This is a genomic window from Microbulbifer halophilus, from assembly GCF_026183675.1.
Classification (GTDB): Bacteria; Pseudomonadota; Gammaproteobacteria; order Pseudomonadales; family Cellvibrionaceae; genus Microbulbifer; species Microbulbifer halophilus.
On sequence record NZ_JAPIVK010000010.1, the window covers coordinates 1 to 18,409 of the forward strand.

Consider the following 18,409-nt stretch of genomic DNA (forward strand, 5'->3'; position numbering starts at 1 on the left):
TCATGCGGCCATTATACCATATCTATATTCGTACCGGGTTAATAACATCGGGCGAGTCCTGTATTCGCTCCATGCGATCGTCATTCCGGACTTGATTCGGAATCTAGGCCGACGGGGCACCTTCGCTGGATCCCGGATCGTTTTGTCATGCCGGACTTGATCCGATACCGGGATGACGGCCCGGAGGGTGGACTTTGGTCAAAACAATTTTGAGATGACTAATAACCCCCGAAATTTGAGTAAAAATGATTCCCCGGCGCGCCGGGGAATCTCGAGGGAGAGAAAGCGGAGGAAAAATGAAACGCAACAATTACCTGGCCCGGCTCTGCTGCGCGGCCCTGATGGCGGTTGCCGCCATGTCTGTAACCCTGTCGAGGGCCGCGGCGGCGGAACTGACACAGGTGCAGGGCTTTGGCAGTAACCCCGGCAACCTGGAAATGTATCTCTATGTGCCCGACCAGACCGCCAGCCAGGCGCCGCTGCTGGTGGCGTCGCACTACTGCACGGGCACCGGGCCGGCTTTCTATTCGGGCTCCCAGTTTGCGCAACTGGCGGACCAGTACGGTTTTATCGTCATCTATCCGTCGGTAACCCGCAGTTCCCAGTGTTTCGATGTCTCCTCGCCGGAGTCGATGAACGGCACCGGCAGTGACCCTGTCTCGATCAAGTCGATGATCGATCATGTAACGCAGAACTACAGCATCGACCCCGGGCGTATCTACGCCACCGGTGTCTCCTCCGGTGCCATGATGACCAATGTGCTGCTGGCGCTCTACCCGGATGTTTTCTCGGCCGGGTCGGCCTTTGCCGGCGTGCCCTATACCTGCTTCGCCACCACCAACGGCAGCGACTGGAACAGCGACTGCTCCAGCGGCAATATCAGCAGGACGGCGCAGGACTGGGGCGATCGGGTGCGCGATGTCAACCCCGGCTACAGCGGCCCCTGGCCGCGGATGCAACTCTGGCACGGCACCAGTGACGACACGCTCGACTACAACAATTTCAGCGAGGAAATCAAACAGTGGACCAACGTCAACGGCCTGGACCAGACACCGGCCTTTACCGACAGCCCCGACAGTAACCAGACCCGCACCCGCTACGGCAGTACCGGGCCCCGGGCGCCGGTGGAGGCCATCAGCCTGCAGGGCACCGGCCACAATCTGCCGGTGAATGCGGCGGAGGCGATCCGCTTCTTCGGGCTGGATGGCAGTGCGCCCCCGGGGTCCTCCAGCTCCACTTCGAGCTCCTCGTCCAGCAGTTCCTCCTCGAACAGCTCATCCTCCAGCAGTTCTTCCAGCAGCTCCTCCGGCGGTAGCGGCGAAAACACCTTTGTACTGCGGGCCAGCGGCACCAACGGCGAGGAGTCGGTCAGCCTGCGTATCGGCGGCAGCACCGTGCAGACCTGGACCCTGTCGACCAGCATGCAGAGTTACACCGCTGCCAGCAGCCTGGCCGGGGAGGTCACGGTCGACTTCACCAACGACGCCAGCGGCCGCGATGTACAGGTGGATTACCTGCAGGTGAACGGCGAAATCCAGCAGGCGGAAAACCAGGGCGTCAACACCGGCGTCTGGGCCGACGGCGCCTGTGGTGGGGGCAACAGCGAGTGGCTGCACTGCAGTGGTTATATCAGCTTCGGCGATGTGACCGTCGGCGACGGAGGAGGTGACGACGACAGTGGGAATGACGGTGGTGGCATGGGCGGTGTCACCTGTTCCGTGGATTCCAGCAATGTGTGGAGCAGCGGTTACCAGCTCAATGTTCAGGTCACCAACGACGGCAACAGTGCCATCGATGGCTGGGTCGTGACCCTGGACTTCGGCGAGCCGGCCAATGTCGGCAGTAGCTGGAACGTAACGGTCAGTGGCGGCAACAGCTCGACGCCATCCTTCACCAACTGCTGTGGCTGGAACGGAAACCTGTCGCCCCGGCAGAGCGCCAGTTTCGGTTTTCAGGGAAGTCACGATGGCAGCTTTGCAACGCCGGTCTGCAGTGCCGTAGCCAATTAGTCCGGAAAAAGAAACGCAGCAACCTGCCAATCAGAGGCCCGAAAAAATCCCGGGGTTTCTGTAGGAGCCTGCTTGCAGGCGAATATCGAGGCCCCGGTCCTTTCGCCTGCAAGCAGGCTCCTACAGCGGTAGGTGCGCCGTGAGCACCGGAATGGCCGGGATCCCTGGTCCGGCCCGGGATTCTATGGTTGCGACTTCGCCAGCTCGTAGGCCCGGCTGAGGAATTCCGGGTAGAGCGCATCGCGCTGGTACATGTTGAGGTAGAACAGCGCGATCAACTTGTTTTCCGGGTCGATGATATATTCCGTCCCCATCATGCCGCCCCAGGCATAGGCGGAGTCGGAGACTTCCGGCACGGGTTTCTTGTGCTCGTTGTAGAGTTCAAAACTGAGCCCGAATTCGAAGTGGCTGTCTTCCTCTTCCGGTTCCGGCAGGCGGTTGACGGTGGTCATCCGTTCCACCGTTTCCGGTTTCAGGATGCGATGCCCGTTGAACCTGCCTTTGTTGAGCAGCATCTGGCAGAACCTGGCGTAGTCCTCGATGGGGCCATTCAGGCCGATGGCGCCCTCGGCGTAGGTCTGCTGTTCACTGACGGCGCCCCTGCTGTAGACATTCGAGCCGGGGACCAGCTTGCCGTCCACCCTGCTGTAGGCTTTTACAAACCGGTCCAGTGCCCCGGGTTCGTAGTACCAGTCGGTGTCGTTCATCCCCAGTGGCAACAGTACCTTCTCTTTGACATATTCCTGCAGGGGCTGGCCGGAGATACGCTCGATCATATAGCCGAGCATATTTGTACTGATATGGTAGTTCCAGGCGGAGCCGGGATCGAAGCCCAGGGGATATTTCGCCAGCTCGAGCATTTCCTCTTCCAGGTAGCGCGCCCGGTAGTTTCCACCGCCGGTGTGCTGGCCGCTGGGCTGTATGTCCGGTTCTTTGCCGTCGAATCCCAGGGGTGCGCCCGGTACATCGCTGTTGGCCAGGCGTGCTTCGCCGGCCAGGCCGGCGCTGAGCCCCGAGGTGTGGGACATCAGGTGCACGAAGGTCATGGGCGTAGAGGCGGCGCGGGTTTCGTAGCTGCCGTCTTCATTGAGGGCGGTGATCACCTGGTCGGGAATATCGGGAAAATATTTCGCGACCGGATCGTTGATATCCACCAGGCCCTGCTCAACCAGGGTCATGAAGGCAACGGTAACCACGGCCTTGGTCTGGGAGAAAAGCACATAGTAGTCGTCCACCGAGGCGGGAATCCGGTTTTCCCTGTCTCTCCAGCCAAAGGCGTTGGAGTAGAGCACCTCGCCATCTTTGGCGACGAAAGCGGCCAGGCTACTGGCTTTTTGGTCGTCTATGAAGGATTGCAGCAGCTTGTTGATTTTCTCCGCTGGTGCACTCTTCGTTGGCTGCTTGTTGCCGTCGTCGAATGACTGCGGTATTTCGTTATCCGCCTTCGCCGCACTGTATCCGGCGGCTGGGAAGGCGAATAGAAAGGCGGTTGCGATGGTTTTCAGGTTTCGGTATTTCATGCGTGCGATGGTTCCGGTTGTCTGTAGCGGTACGGAAATGGGGCCGCCCATTTCCCGCACCGGGCCGTAGGAGCCTGCAAGCAGGCTCCTACGGGCGGGAGTCTCAGTCCTCCGCCAGCAATTCCGCCTCGTACAACTTGCGGATATCGGCTGCCGGTACGGCATTTTCGTAGATTTTCAGCTCATCCATCATGCCGGCGTAAGGTGTATCCCAGTAGTTGACGCCCAGCGCGAAGTGGCTGGTTTCCGCGGTGCCGAAGATATCCGGGAAGCCGTTGCCGCTGAACTGCTGTTCGCCATTGATAAACACCCTGGTCTCGCCACCGTCGACGGTTACCGCCATGTGGGTCCAGGCGTCGGTGGAGATCAGCGATCCGGTGTTGGCATCGTACCAGTCGGTGCCCGACCAGAGCTTGGTGTCGCCCTCGCCGCCCCGGGGCAGCAGGCTGATCCAGCGCTCGGTGGTGTCCCAGCCGAACAGGGCGGGGGTGAAATCGGTCAGCGCCGAGGGGCTCAGCCACAGGGTGAAGCTGTAGCTGTTGTCGGTAATCAGGTTGTCCGGCAGCCGTACGCCGGAGTTGCCGTCCAGCACCAGGGCCCGGCCCTCCACGCCTTCCGTGTAGCTCACCGTGCCGCCGCTGGCGTCGATGGTGGCCCCGACTACCGTGCCGGGCCCGAAGTTGCCACTGCTTTCATGCAGGTTCTGTTCGAAAGCGAAAGTGGCGACGGCATTCGGCGGGCCCTCTTTTTTGACGGTGACGTCGAAGTTTTTTGTCTGTTGCTCGCCGTCGAGTGCGATGTCGGCCGTCAGCGTTACCTGCGCGTCGACATTCTGCGGGCGGGTGACAACGCCGGTTTCGCCGTTGATGGCGATCACATCCGGGTCGGATGAGATCCAGTCGATGGCGCTGGCGTAAGCGCCGCTGGTGGGCAGGTAGAGATGGTCCCGCACCGCCGAGGTGTCGCCCAGGTCGAGCTGCTGTACCGCCGAGGCGAGCAACTCCGCGGAGCTGGCCGGGTCGATATCCAGCAGCCGGATTTCTTCGGCGGACAGGGCGCTGTCGTAGATTTTCAGTTCGTCGATCAGGCCGTGGTAGGGCGCATCCCAATAGTTGACGCCCAGGGCAAACCGGCCGGCCCCGCCGGTAAACAGGTCGCCCAGCGTACCGCCGGAGAATTTCTCCTCCCCGTCCAGGTAGACGCGCACATGGCCCTCATCCACGGCGAAGGCCAGATGGGTCCAGGCGCCTTCGGCGATACGCTCGCCGGTGGTGCCGTCGAGCCACTGCTCACTGCCGCTCCAGAGCATGGTGTTGCCGTCCCAGCCTTCCGGCAGAAAACTGATCCAGCGGTTGGAGTCGGGCAGGCCGCTGTCGTCCAGCTGTTCGTCTGCGCCGAAAAAGGCCGGGCTGTTGGCGGCGATGGCGGTGGGGTTGGCCCAGAGGGAGACGGTGTACACGTCGTTGTCGATCAGTCCCTCCGGCAGCAGCACGCCGTTGCTGCCGTTCAGCTGCAGCGCCCGGTTGTTGTGGCCCGCGGTATAGGCGACCGAGCCATTGTTCGAGATGCGGTCGGCGGTAGCCGTGCCGGCGTCGAAACGGCCCAGGGATTCGCTCAGGTCGTCTTCGAAGGCAAAGTGCGCGGCGCGGTTGTACGGCAGCCGCTGCGGTACCTGCACCGTGTAGCTACGGCTGAGCTGCTGGCCGTTCAGGGTGATGTCGGCGGTCAGCGTCGCGCTGGTATCGCCGTTGCCGACATTGGGGCGGGTGACGCGGCCGTTGTTGTCGATGGCGAGTGTGTTGTCGCTATCCCAGGTGATGGCCGCGGCGCGCGTGCCCCGCTGTGGGAGTTCCAGCGATCCGCCCCTGGCCACGTCCGGCTGTTGCAGGTCGTCGGCGATACTCTGCAGCACGGCCTGCTCCGTTCTCCGGTCCATGCGGCTGCCCCAGACGGATTCGCCTTCGCCGTTCAGTGCAGTGAAGATCGGCACCAGTTCGCCGGCAGCGCTGTTCCACTGCCACTGCATTACGCCGCGGTAGCTTTTGCTGTTGCCGTCGATCTCCAGGGTCAGGTCGATACGGCGCGGCTCCTCTTCGAAAAGCTGGTATTCGCCGCTGATCTCGCCGCCGATACTGCCATCCTCGTTGAGGTGGATATAGCGGGTCTGTTTGGCGTCGCGGTTGATGTCCCTGCCGTGGTCGATAAATTTGTAATCGCCCACCAGGTCGCCGCTGTCGACAATATTGTCGCCCTCGATGGGGGCGTAGCGGTGGGGCGAGGCCACCAGCCAGCCGTCGGCGTTGACATACATTTCGTGTACGCGGATCGCGTGTTCCTCGCCGCGTCCGGGAAAGCGGGTGTGGGTGAACAGCAGGTGCCGGCCCGCGTCGCCATCGTAATAGGCGGAGTTGTGGCCGGGAGCCAGGTAGCCGCGTTCCGGCACCGGGTCGCCGGGGTCGGAGGCAAAGGTGAAACCGCCCATCAGCTTGACCCCGTAGGGCTCGATGCTGTTCCAGTTGCCGCGGGCCGCGGTCATCGCATTGCCCCCGGCGTCGACGAAGGGGCCGTCCGGATTGCGCGAACGGGCCACGCGGATGTTGTAGCCGTCGGTGGAGACATAGCCGCCGAAGGACATGAACAGGTAGTAGTAGTCGCTCTCGGGGCTGTACAGCATGTAGGTGCCCTCGATGGCGCTGTGGTCGCCGCCGGTCAGGTGCTTGCCGTAGCCCTGCCCGGGCAGCGGCTTGCCGGTGGATTCGTCCATTTCCAGTATGAAGATACCGCCGGAGTAGGAACCGTAGGTCATCCACAGCCTGCCGTCTTTATCGTAAAAGGCATCCGGGTCGATGGCATTGGGGTGGATGGTGGGGTCGTAGCTCTCCAGCCCCTCGGGGCCGTAGCCCGCGGCGATCTCCTCGTCGGTCATGCCGGAGCGCAGGAAAATTCCCAGGTCCGTATAGGGTCCCTCGATACTGTCGGATACCGCCACGCCCAGGTAGGAGCGCGGCGTGTCGCAATCGCCGGCTTCACTGGCCGGGTTGGCGCAGTGGTTGTAGTAGAAGTAATAGCGGCCGTCGCCGAGCCGGATGACGTCCGCGGCCCAGGAACCCTGGTGGCCGCCCACCCATTCGATCCCCTCGGAGATCTCGCTGGCGTAGGTATTGAACAGCGGGTTTGCATCGTTCACTTCGTTGGCGACGCGCTCCCAGTGCATCAGGTCGCCGGTTTTGGCGGCGGCCAGGTGGGAGCCGAATACATAGTAGGTGCCGTCTTCATCGCGAATGACTGAAGGGTCGTGCACCGCCATATCGTTGTAGTTGACGGTGTCGGCGGTGGGATCGGCCGGATCCGGTTCGCTGGTGGACGGCGGCTCTTCGGGGGCCGGTGATGAACCGGAGTCCCCGCCGCAGCCGTAGAGTGGCAAAACAAAACTGAGCGCAAGCGTAAGCCTGCCGATTATCGCGGCAACTTTCATGGAAAGTCTCCCTCATCTTTATCTTTATTTTTTGACTTCCAGGCCTTCGGTGGTCACCCCGAGTGCCGGGTGAGATCCGCTGGACTATTACGGCTGGATAGCGGCGTCGATGCCGAAGGAGGGAATCATATTGCCAATAGAGTTATGGTATTACAATATTATTATGGAGTGGAGATCATGGTCCCATGGGTGCCAGGGCGATCCCACAGTTGCCGGCCGCATACGGAATGCCCGGAAAGGGAGGTAAATAACCCGGAGAGAGCCGCCTGGGAAGGTGGTCTGGGCCGGTTGGAGAAAGCTCGCCACCGCGGAGGGCAGGGACGGCGGCAGGAGGGGTAGAATCGATAAAATCTGCCTGTTTTGATCATAAAGTATAACAAAACAGGTATTTTAGGCGTTGACTAGCCAAAATTTGCTGGATAATATGCCAAATAATAATACAAATAGTCGTCAAGGCGGGCTGGACCCGACTGGCGGCGAAGCAGAAAACCGAGAGCGCGCATCGGCTTGCAATCGACATGAGTTGAAAAGCGCGCCAAAATAATAAAGAGAGAGGAAAAAGCGATGAGAGAACCGCGTCTACAACGCGCGTCTGCCGCTGTGTCCCCCTGGGAGACGGCGGAGCACTGCGCGATTCCTCCCAGCCGACATCCGAAATGCCGGCACCGGCCCGATTCCGAACAAGGACCCGTTGCTCCCGGCGAGCGGCCCCGGTCCTTACTGCCATCATTCCTTTCCACACCCCCGTTCACTATTCGCGACTCGTGTGTGGAATCGAGACTGGCAAACGCGCCCGCTGACGTTTAGCGCGGTGTTCACTGGGGCGGGTGCTGTGTCGCCGGGCCCTGAATATTCGGCAGCAAAATAATAAAACCCAGATGGGAGATGATTATGTTCAAGCAACGATTGCTGAGTTCCTCGATTGCCATGGCCACCGCTGTGGGCGGTGTGCAGGCTGTGGCGCAAGTCCAGGGTGAACAGGCCCTGGAAGAGGTGGTTGTTACCGGTGTGCGGGCGAGTCTTGAGAAAGGGCTCGATATCAAGCGGGACAGCTACCAGGTTGTGGACTCCATCGTCGCCGAGGACATCGGCAAGTTCCCCGACAACAATGTCGTGGAGGCGCTGCAGCGGGTTTCCGGTGTGCAGGTGACCGATCGCGGGGCCGGTGAGGTAAATACCGTTTCCATTCGCGGTCTGACCGATGTAACCACGACGATTAACGGTCGCCAGATTTTCACTTCGTCAGGTCGGGCCGTGGCACTGGCCGATGTTCCGGCCAGCCTGCTGAAAGGCGTGAACGTCTATAAGACCCGCTCCGCGAGCCAGCTTGAAAGTGGTATTGCGGGGCAGATCGATATCAGGACCCAGCGCCCGTTCGATTTCGATGGCAGCAAGGTGGTAGTCGCCGGCCGTGGTATTTACCAGGAGCAGGCGGATTCCACCGATCCCAACCTGAGCGGCCTGTTCAGCAATCGATGGGAAACCAGTGCAGGCGAGTTCGGTGCGCTGGTCAATGTTTCCTATGCCGAGACCAATTACCGCGACCAGAATGTTGCCCCCGGTGCCATCATTCCCTTCGCCACCGAAGATGCGCCTGCCAACCTGAATCCCTACCAGCCGATTCGCTCGGTCTATACAGCGAACGGACCGGAGCCCTGGGCCGTAGACCCGGAATACTGGGGCGTGCAGAACTGGACCCCGGGTCTGGAAGCCGGCCTTCCAAACCAGCCGGGTTCAACCGTGACGGTCGGCGGAGAGGAAGCCGAATATATGCTGTCTCGCGACGCCATTTTTGAAAACGACCTCACAGGCACGCGCGAGCGCCCGGCCGCCAACATCTCATTGCAGTGGGCTCCCAATGAGCGTTCGGAATACCTGTTTGAAGCCTTCTACAATGGCTATCGCAACGAATCCTTCAACACCCTGAATTTCTCCTATGTCGATTTCTGGGGGGATGCATCGGGCCTGCCCAATGGCGGTGAGTTCGATTACTACGAAGGAACCAACGTGGTCAAGTCCCGCGAGGTTGCCGAGGCCTATGGATTTACCAGTGGCGACCTGACCAAGAGCGAGACAGACAGCTTTGTCTATGCCCTGGGCGGTAACTGGGATATTACCGACAACTTCCGCCTGGAGTCCGAGGTCTATTACCAGAAGAGTGAGTATGAGGATTCGTTTATCGCCATGCAGGCGTTTCGCTCTGCCTATGGCGTAGGCGTGGACTTCAACTCCGGCAACGGGATGCCCTCGTGGGTCTACTACGACAACCCGGAAACTACCGATGTCGACGAGAGTGACTTGACGGATGCTTCCCAGTGGACCACCTCAAATTTCTACGATAATGGCGCTTCCAGCGAGGGCGATGCGCTCACTTTCGACCTGGATGGCGAGCTGGACCTGAACGAAGGTGCGATTCATACCCTACGCTTCGGTCTGCGTCACGATGTCCGCGGAGCCTCCGAGGCGTCGCGGGACCAGAATAACGAGGCCCCGGAAAATTATCGTGAAATGCCTCTGGATTCGATCGACGGTCTGGCCTCCGTCGGTTCCGGTTTCTTTGATGGTCGCGCCGACATCCCCACTGCCTGGGCATCTACAGACGGTTATTACCTCAGCGCCAATGCCGACGAGATCCGGGAAATATATGGCCTCCCGACCGAGTCAATGCGCAAGACCTTCGAAGTTGAGGAGGCAACCACTTCTGTCTATGCGGAAGCCGATTTCGATACGGAACTCGCCGGCAAAGTGGTGGATGGCCAGTTTGGCTTGCGCTATGTCACTGCCGATACGGATATGGACTTCTACGACTTCGACGAAGACACGGATACCGGCTCTAAGAGCAGCGCATCGGCCAGTAGCTCCAAGCTGCTGCCGAGCCTGGTCACCCGCCTGCATATTACCGATGACCTGATTGCGCGTTTCGCCTATACCGAAACACTGCGTCGACCCAATTTCGACCAGTTGAATGCTTTCACCTACTACCAGGCCGCCGTTACCGATACCGAGCTGGGCACTGCAACCAGTGGTAACCCGGAGCTGGAGCCGGTGGAGTCCCAGAACTACGACCTGTCCCTGGAATGGTATTTCTCCGATTCCAGTGCATTGTACGGAACCCTGTTCCGCCGCGATGTCGACGGCTTTGTCCACGATTCCGCACGTGTGGTGGATTACGAAGGGGATACCTACGTCCTGACCCAGCCGGCGAACACCTCCAATGGGGTGCTCGAGGGGCTGGAACTGGGCCTGACTTATTTCCCCGATAACCTGCCGGAGATGCTGGACGGCTTTGGTATCCAGGCCAGCTATACGGCCCTGGATTCCGAGCAGGAAATCCCGGTTTATGACGGCCAGGGCGAGAAGACGGGCATGACCGACACCCCGATGTTCGGTGTGTCCGATTCGTCCTACAGTGTTGTCTTCGCCTACGACAAGAACAAGCTCGATATGCGGCTTTCCTACGTATGGCGCGACGACTTCCTGTACGACTACGAAGCCCGTTCCTTCGCCAACCCCCTGGGAATCTACAATGACGCGGAAACCAGTGTGGATTTCCAGGCGAGCTACGATGTTACCGACAACCTGTTGGTTACCTTCGATGCGACCAACCTGACCGATGAAGAGTACCAGAACTATTACGAGAATCAGGATATCTACAACCTGAACACCGCCATCTACAGCCGCACCTTTGCACTGGGTGCGCGCTACTCCTTCTGATTATTCTCCTTCAGTGCGTCTCACAGCAAGGCAGCCTTCGGGCTGCCTTTTTTGTTTTTGGGGCCCCGTAATTCGGGTTCAGTGGCGCTCGGGAATCCCGAACCCTCCAATCGGTACTATATTGGTCCAATAGTCATAAAGTATAACAAAAATAGATTTTCAGACGTTTACGGCCGTAGTATTTGCCGATAATATGCTTATTAGTAGTACAAATAAGGGGTTGCGAGTCTTCAGGATCACAGTGTTGCTGTGGAAGCGGCCCCGGAAATGATAAGAAGCGTTCGACATTAACGTTGATATAAGCGCCAAGAATAATAAGTGAGAAGGCGATGAAAAAGCTGCGTTTGCGCCGTGCACCTGCGGGTGACTGATACCGGCTAATTTGCCCCCTCACTTTCATTATCCCAGGCCCGGGCGCCCTTTCCGGCGTGTTTATTCCAGGTATCGCTTCCGGCTGGTTATCGTTCCTGCAGTTAAAACGAAGCCGACGACCGGTCTCCCGATATCTGGGCTTTGAATTAAAAACATAAAAATCAAAGATGGGAGAGAAGATATGTTCAAGCAGAAGAAGCTGAGTCTGTCCATTGCGCTGCTGGCTACGATTGGCGGCCCGCAGGTCTGTGCCCAGGATGGGGAACAGCGGCAGGCCGACGATCCGGCCCTGGAAGAGGTAGTGGTCAGGGGCGTGCGCGGCAGTGTCGTCACTGCCCAGGCGATCAAGATGGATTCCCAGCAGGTGGTGGATTCCATCGTTGCCGAGGACGTGGGCAAACTGCCGGACAACAGTGTCGCCGAAGCCCTGCAGCGGGTGACCGGTGTGCAGATCGAGCGCGCCAACGGCGAGGCGTCCACGGTGCTGGTACGCGGCCTGCCCAATGTGGTCACCACCCTGAACGGCCGCAATATTTTCACCACCACCGGCCGCGGTGTCGCGCTTGCGGATATCCCCGCAGACCTGCTGCATCGTGTCGACGTCAAGAAGTCCGCTAGCGCCGCGGATATCGAGGGCGGCATTGCCGGTGTCATCGACGTTCGCCTGCGCCGGCCCTTCGATTTCGACGACGGCTTCACCATCGCCGGCGGCCTGCGCGAAGTCTACAGCGAGCGCGCCGAATCCACCGACCCGGTGGGCAGCGTGACCATGAACAACAACTGGAGCAGCGGCGACAGCGACTTCGGTGCCATGTTCAGCGTGTCCTACCAGGACCGTGGCTATATGGACCAGGTGAATTTTGTTACCGCGCCTTTCGCCAAAGAGATACCGCACCCGGACTCTGTGGCGGCACCGAACCCCGGCGAGCCGACATTGATACCCAATGTGATCGGTTCCTACTTCCGTCACGGCGACCGCAATCGCACCTCCTATAATGGTGCCTTCCAGTGGAGTCCGAATGATAACAGCGAGTATTACGCGGAATTCTTTCACATTGCCTACGAGCAGGATTCGGAGTGGAACTTCTGGGTGCCCCTGCCTTCCTGGGGAGATCCGGCTGACGAGCCCATTGGTCTGGGCTATGTGACCGAGTACAAGCCCGGCACTAATGTCGCCAAGGAATATGTGCGCGACGATGCGCCCGGCACTATCACCAGTAACCAAGCCTTTTCCGATAGCTCCGATACCACCCAGGTCGCCTTCGGTGGGGAGTGGAATTTCGACCGGTTGACGGTCAATACCGACCTGGCTTACACCACCAGTGAGGCGGAAAACGAAACCTTTATCCTGGATCTGGTTTTCTTCGCACCGAGTGTCACTTACGATTTTTCCAAGAACGGTACCGGTGCTTCGGACGTGACCATCGAAAATGCCGACGGCACGCCCTATGACCTGACTGATCCCTCCCAGTATGTGCTGAACCAGTTCTTCGATCAGCGCAGCCGCCAGGAGGGGGAAGCGATCTCCTGGAAGACAGACTTCAATTATGCGTTTGACCAGGGGGTAGTGACGTCGCTCGATTTCGGTTTGCGCCTCAACCAGCGCAGCGCTTTCAACCAATCCGCGGATACTGGCGGCCTGGCGGGTGATCCCGACAATCCGGTATTCCTGACCGACTTCCCCGGTCTGGAAGACATGACACCGTCGGGATTTTTGAGCGACGTAGTCGACGTGAACACCGACCAGTGGCTGACCCCGAGGCGCGACTACCTGCTGGCCAATCGCAGCGAGATCCGCCAGGCCATGGGTCACGACCCATTGCCACAGGGGCCGGACTATATTCCCGCGCTCTACTTCGATAACGAAGAGAACAACTATGCGGCCTATATCAACGCCAACTATGAAATGTCTCTGGGGGATATGCCGCTGGACGGCGAGCTGGGTGTGCGTGCAGTAAGACTGGAGTCCACCCTGCGCGGTGCCGGCGCTTCCGAAGACACCAGTGCGAATAAACTCCTGCCCAGCCTGAATGCGCGTCTCGGCCTTCGCGAAGACCTGTTCCTGCGCGGTGCGCTTAGCCAGACGATCACCCGTCCGGGCTTTGCCGACCTCAACCCGTTTACCGCCTACTTCCAGCCTACACCGACGCAACCGGATTTCGGTACCGGCGAGGGTGGCAACCCGGAACTGGAGTCAGTTGAATCCAGCAACCTCGATATGTCCCTCGAGTGGTACTTCGATGATGCAAGTTCACTGACAGCGGGCCTTTTTTATCGCGATATTGAAGGTTACATCCAGTTCTACGCCTCGGAGGAGATGCGTGACGACGTGCCCTACGAGGTGACCCGCCCGCAGAATACCGGTTCGGGTTCCCTTGAGGGTGTTGAGCTGGCCTATACCCAGTTCTTCGATAACCTGCCCGGTTTCTGGTCCGGCTTTGGTATCCAGGCCAATGCCACCTTCATGGACGGCGAGGCCGAATCCCCGCCCGATGCCGAGGGCAACACCGAGATGCAGAATCTGCAGAATGTCTCCGACGAGTCCTACAACCTGGTGTTGCTGTACGAGAAATACGATTTCTCCGCACGCCTGGCCTACAACTGGCGCAGCGATTACTACCTGAATTTCGATGAAGCCGGTGCCCAGCCGGGAAGTTCGGTGATCGTCACGGATACGGACTCGCTCGACCTGGCGCTGAACTACGACTGGAACGAAAACCTGAGCTTCCTGCTGGAGGCCACCAACCTCACCGACTCGGTCTACAGCGACTACTTCGGCGGCGGTGGCAGTGCGGATGAATCCCTCTACCCGAGGGACACCTTCGCCCGCGAACGCACCTATTCCCTGGGCATGCGTTTCCGCTACTGAAGGTCGGGCCACAAAATCCGGGGCCCTCTCGGCCCCAGTCCTTTCGCCTGCAAGCAGGCTCCTACAGGTAATTCCCACCCCTCGACGGGATCCGGTTGATGGGCACGCTGCGCTTTGCCCATCCTACGAATTCGTGCCGCCCCGGGCCCCGCGGTCGGAATACTGGCGTAGGATGGGCAAAGGAGCGTAGCGACGTGCCCATCAATGGCCTATAAAAATCCCCCGCTCGTCCTCCCCGCCACGCTCACGTAGAATGACCCGAAACACACTGTCGAGGAAGGAGGTTTGCATGTTCCGCTGGGGTATTCTGTCCACGGCCAAAATCGGCCGGAATTTTGTCATTCCGGAATTGTTGGAGTCGGAGAACGGTGTCGTTACCGCGATTGCCAGCCGCGAGGAAGCGCGGGGAAAAGCTGTCGCCGGGCGTTTCGATATTCCGGAGGTGTTTTCCTCCTACGAGGCGTTGCTGGCCTCGCCGGAGGTGGACGGCGTCTATATTCCGCTCCCCACCTCTCAGCATGTGGAGTGGGCGGTAAAGGCGGCGGATGCCGGCAAGCATGTGCTGGTGGAGAAGCCGCTGGCCCTGGACGCGGGCGATATCGCCCGGGTGATCGAGGCGCGGGACCGCAACGGTGTGCTTGTCTCGGAGGCCTTTATGGTCACCTACCATCCCCAGTGGTTGAAGGTGCGCGAGCTGGTGCGCGAAGGTGCTATCGGCCGGCTGCGCCATGTGCAGGGCGCCTTCAGCTACTACAACCGGGACCCGGATAACATGCGCAACCGGCCGGAGCTGGGCGGCGGGGCGCTGCCGGATATCGGTGTCTACCCCACGGTCACCGCGCGCTTTGTGACGGGAGAGGAACCCGCTCGCGTGCAGGCCCAGGTCGAGCGCGATCAGGATTTCGGCACGGATATCCATGCCAGCGTCAGGGCCGACTTTGGCTCTTTTGAATTGAGCTTCTACGTCGCCACACAGATGGCCGCGCGGCAGGCCATGGTCTTCCATGGCGACAGGGGATTTATCGAGGTGGAGGCGCCGTTCAATTCCCGCGTCTACGGCGACGACCGCGTGATCCTGCACAACGCCAACCACTCCGAGGCCACCGTCTACCGCTTCGGCAACACGCGCCAGTACCGGCTGCAGGCGGAGGCGTTTGCCCGCGCCGCAGCGGGGGAGGGCGACGGGGTTTTCAGCCTGGAGGAATCGGTGAAGAACCAGAAGGTGATCGACGCTGTCTACCGCGCTGCCGGGCACGACGGCTGGGAACCGGTTCAGTAGTAGGGTGCGCCGCGCGTACCGATCGGGCAAATCGCGGCCTGGGGGCCGCGATCCGTTTCGGTCGATTACCCGTTACTGGGGAAATTGAACTGCGCCCCTTCCCGCACACCGCCGGCCGGCCAGCGTTGCGTCACCGTCTTGCGCTTGCTGTAGAAACGAACCGAGTCCGGGCCGTAGGCGTGCAGGTCGCCGAAGAGCGAGCGTTTCCAGCCGCCGAAGCTGTGGTAGGCCACCGGCACCGGCAGGGGCACGTTGATGCCCACCATACCCACCTGGATATTGTCGCTGAAGTAGCGCGCCGCCTCGCCGTCGCGGGTGAAAATGCAGGTACCGTTGCCGTATTCGTGGGCGTCGATGATGTCCATGCCTTCCTGCATGGTGTCTACGCGCATCACGCAGAGTACCGGGCCGAAAATCTCGTCGGTGTGGATCGACATACCTTCCCTGACGTTATCGAACAGGCTGGCCCCCAGGTAGTTGCCGTTTTCGAAACCGGGCACTGTCAGGCCGCGGCCGTCCACCGCCAGTTCGGCGCCTTCCTCGATGCCTCTGGCGATATAGCCCTCGATTTTCTCCAGTTGCGCGCGGGTTACCACCGGGCCCATATCGTTGTTGTTGTCCCGGCCGTCGCCGATTTTCAGTTCGACGATGCGCGCTTTCAGTTTTTCCACCAGCGCGTCCGCGGTGGCATCGCCCACCGCCACGGCCACGGAGATGGCCATGCAACGCTCGCCACAGGAGCCGTAGGCGGCGCCCATCAGTGCGTTGACGGCGTTGTCCAGGTCCGCGTCCGGCATCACGATGGCGTGGTTCTTGGCCCCGCCGAAGGCCTGCACCCTTTTGCCGTTGGCGGTACCGGTGCTGTAGACGTACTCCGCAATCGGCGTGGAGCCGACGAAACTGACCGCCTGGATGCGCTTGTCGGAGAGCAGCGTATCCACCGCTTCCTTATCGCCGTTGACTACATTCAGCACCCCCGCGGGCAGGCCCGCCTGCAGGCCCAGTTCGGCGATAAACAGCGCCGAACTGGGATCGCGCTCGGAGGGCTTGAGAATGAAAGTGTTGCCGCAGGCCACCGCCATCGGCCACATCCACAGCGGCACCATGGCCGGGAAGTTGAACGGTGTGATACCGGCGCAGACCCCCAGCGGCTGGAATTCGCTCCAGGAATCGATGGCCGGGCCGACGTTCTTGCTGTGTTCGCCTTTCAATAATTCCGGTACGCCGCAGGCGTACTCCACGTTCTCGATACCGCGCTGCAGTTCGCCCATGGCATCGTTCAGTACCTTGCCGTGCTCGCGGGTAATCAATTCGCAGATCTTGTCGGCGTTCTGTTCCAGCAGGTCCTTGAGGCGGAACATGATGCGCGCGCGCTTGATCGGCGGTGTGTCGCGCCAGTTTTTGTAGGCGGCGTCGGCCGCGGCAATGGCTTCCTCCACGGTGGCCTTTTCGGCCAGGGAAACCTTGCCGGTGACTTCGTTGGTGGACGGGTTGACGAGATCCTGCTGGCGCGGATCGCCGCTGACCATTTCGCCGTTGATCAGGTGGCCGATGGTGTTCATTGTTTTGCTCCTTCGGGTTGCCCCGCTTCGGTGATCGTTCTGTATCTTCAGATCTATTGTTCGTCATACCGGCGGAGGCCGGTATCCAGGGCGGAGCCGCCGGTGCTGGATTCCGGTACCGGATCAAGTCCGGCACAGGCTATTCGCCGGAATGACGAGTTGGTGATGTAGGGTGGCTATTCCGCAGTGTGCAGTATGTCCTTCAGTGTCTGCGCAATCTGCTCAATCTGCGCCTGTTCGATAATAAACGGCGGCGCCACGGCGATGGTATCCCCGGTCCAGCGCAGCAGTACACCGCGCCGGTAGGCCTCCAGCACCACTTCCATCGCCCGCCTGCCCGACTCGCCGTCGCGCGGCTGCAGCTGGATGGCGCCGGCCAGGCCGTAGTTGCGAATATCCGCCACATGGGGCGCATCGCGCAGGCCGTGCAGGGCCTCCTCGAACACCGGCGCCAGGGTTTTGACCCGCTCGAACAGCTTTTCGTTCTCGTAGATATCCAGCGTCGCCATGGCCGCGGCGCAGGCCACCGGGTGGGCGGAGTAGGTGTAGCCGTGGGCCAGCTCCGGGATATGTTCCGGACCCTGCATAAAGGCGTCGTAGATACCCTCGCGAGCGAAGACCGCGCCCAGTGGTACGGCGCCGTTGGAGATGCCCTTGGCGGTGGTCAGCAGGTCCGGCAGCACATCGAACTCCTGTGCGGCAAAAGCCGAACCGGTACGGCCGAAGCCGGTGATCACCTCGTCGAAGATCAGCAGGATATCGTGCCGATCGCAGATTTCCCGCAACCGCTGCAGATAGCCTTTGGGCGGCAGAATCACACCGGCGGAACCGGCAAAGGGTTCCACCATCACCGCGGCGATATTCTCCGCACCCTGCAGGTTGACGATATCCAGCAGCCGCTCCGCCATGGCCTCGCCGCTGTGTTCCGGCAGGCCGCGGGAAAAGCGGTTTTCCGGCAGCAGCGTGTGGGGCAGGTGATCCACGTCCAGTGCCGGGCCGAAATTCCTGCGGTTGCCCACCATGCCGCCCACCGAGATACCGCCGAAATTCACCCCGTGGTAACCCTGGGCGCGGCCCACCAGCCGGGTCTTCTCCGGCCGCCCTTTGGCGCGCCAGTAGGCGCGGGCGATTTTCAGGGCCGTGTCCGCCGCCTCGGAACCGGAGTTGCAGAAAAAGACCCGGTTCAGGTCGCCGGGTGCCATATCCGCCAGGCGCTTGGCCAGCTTGAAGGCCAGCGGGTGGCCGAACTGGAAGGCCGGGGCATAGTCCAGCCTCACCAGTTGCTGCGCCACCGCATCGGCAATCTCCTTGCGGCCGTGCCCGGCGTTGCTGCACCAGAGCCCGGAAAAACCATCCAGCACCGAGCGGCCGTCGGCGGTGGTGTAGTGCATCCCCTCCGCACTGACGAACAGGCGCGGCTCGGCCTTGAAGTGGCGGTTACCGGTAAACGGCATCCAGTGGGCGTCGAGCTCGGCGCTCGTCAGACCGGCGAAATGATCGATCTCGGCCATGGTTCACCTCTCGCGATCGGTTTTGTTGTGTTTGAGAGGAGTCTAGGGGTGGTTAATAAAATTTACAATAGTTGAATGATTGTTCGGTTGTCGTTGAG

8 protein-coding genes are annotated in these 18,409 nt (G+C 60.6%); 4 read left to right on the plus strand and 4 right to left on the minus strand.

Annotated features, from left to right (window positions below):
• Positions 1-296 precede the first annotated feature (296 nt).
• Entirely contained in the window at positions 297-2,009 is a 1,713-nt protein-coding gene (locus tag OQE62_RS06890; RefSeq protein WP_265721273.1) for an extracellular catalytic domain type 1 short-chain-length polyhydroxyalkanoate depolymerase, read from the plus strand.
• Between the two features lie 182 nt (positions 2,010-2,191).
• On the opposite strand, the gene OQE62_RS06895 is transcribed toward OQE62_RS06890, so the two are convergent.
• Positions 2,192-3,529, minus strand: coding sequence for a serine hydrolase domain-containing protein (locus OQE62_RS06895; RefSeq protein WP_265721274.1), 1,338 nt, complete (start codon positions 3,527-3,529; stop codon positions 2,192-2,194).
• A 103-nt stretch (positions 3,530-3,632) separates the two neighbouring features.
• Entirely contained in the window at positions 3,633-7,004 is a 3,372-nt protein-coding gene (locus OQE62_RS06900; RefSeq protein ID WP_265721275.1) for a LamG-like jellyroll fold domain-containing protein, read from the minus strand.
• An 891-nt stretch (positions 7,005-7,895) separates the two neighbouring features.
• Here OQE62_RS06900 and OQE62_RS06905 point away from each other — a divergent pair.
• The 3 genes from OQE62_RS06905 (at position 7,896) to OQE62_RS06915 (ending at position 15,238) form a co-directional block, all read left to right on the plus strand.
• Positions 7,896-10,718: a TonB-dependent receptor gene (locus tag OQE62_RS06905; protein ID WP_265721276.1), complete on the plus strand. Its 2,823-nt coding sequence runs from the start codon at positions 7,896-7,898 to the stop codon at positions 10,716-10,718.
• Between the two features lie 553 nt (positions 10,719-11,271).
• The gene (locus OQE62_RS06910; RefSeq protein WP_265721277.1) at positions 11,272-13,959 is read left to right on the plus strand and encodes a TonB-dependent receptor; all 2,688 of its coding nucleotides are present in this window, start codon (positions 11,272-11,274) and stop codon (positions 13,957-13,959) included.
• A 289-nt stretch (positions 13,960-14,248) separates the two neighbouring features.
• The gene (locus OQE62_RS06915; RefSeq protein ID WP_265721278.1) at positions 14,249-15,238 is read left to right on the plus strand and encodes a Gfo/Idh/MocA family protein; all 990 of its coding nucleotides are present in this window, start codon (positions 14,249-14,251) and stop codon (positions 15,236-15,238) included.
• Positions 15,239-15,303: 65 nt separating this feature from the next.
• Here OQE62_RS06915 and OQE62_RS06920 read toward each other — a convergent pair whose 3' ends face one another.
• On the minus strand, positions 15,304-16,800 hold the full coding sequence (locus tag OQE62_RS06920; RefSeq protein ID WP_265721279.1) for a CoA-acylating methylmalonate-semialdehyde dehydrogenase: 1,497 nt from the start codon (positions 16,798-16,800) through the stop codon (positions 15,304-15,306).
• Between the two features lie 176 nt (positions 16,801-16,976).
• Positions 16,977-18,311, minus strand: coding sequence for an aspartate aminotransferase family protein (locus OQE62_RS06925; RefSeq protein WP_265721280.1), 1,335 nt, complete (start codon positions 18,309-18,311; stop codon positions 16,977-16,979).
• Positions 18,312-18,409 lie beyond the last annotated feature (98 nt).

Coding starts and splice junctions, on each gene's coding strand:
- OQE62_RS06925 (WP_265721280.1), bottom strand. CDS start 18,311: ATGGCCGAGATCGATCATTTCGCCGGTCTGACGAGCGCCGAGCTCGAC.
- OQE62_RS06905 (WP_265721276.1), top strand. CDS start 7,896: ATGTTCAAGCAACGATTGCTGAGTTCCTCGATTGCCATGGCCACCGCT.
- OQE62_RS06910 (WP_265721277.1), top strand. CDS start 11,272: ATGTTCAAGCAGAAGAAGCTGAGTCTGTCCATTGCGCTGCTGGCTACG.
- OQE62_RS06895 (WP_265721274.1), bottom strand. CDS start 3,529: ATGAAATACCGAAACCTGAAAACCATCGCAACCGCCTTTCTATTCGCC.
- OQE62_RS06900 (WP_265721275.1), bottom strand. CDS start 7,004: ATGAAAGTTGCCGCGATAATCGGCAGGCTTACGCTTGCGCTCAGTTTT.
- OQE62_RS06890 (WP_265721273.1), top strand. CDS start 297: ATGAAACGCAACAATTACCTGGCCCGGCTCTGCTGCGCGGCCCTGATG.
- OQE62_RS06915 (WP_265721278.1), top strand. CDS start 14,249: ATGTTCCGCTGGGGTATTCTGTCCACGGCCAAAATCGGCCGGAATTTT.
- OQE62_RS06920 (WP_265721279.1), bottom strand. CDS start 16,800: ATGAACACCATCGGCCACCTGATCAACGGCGAAATGGTCAGCGGCGAT.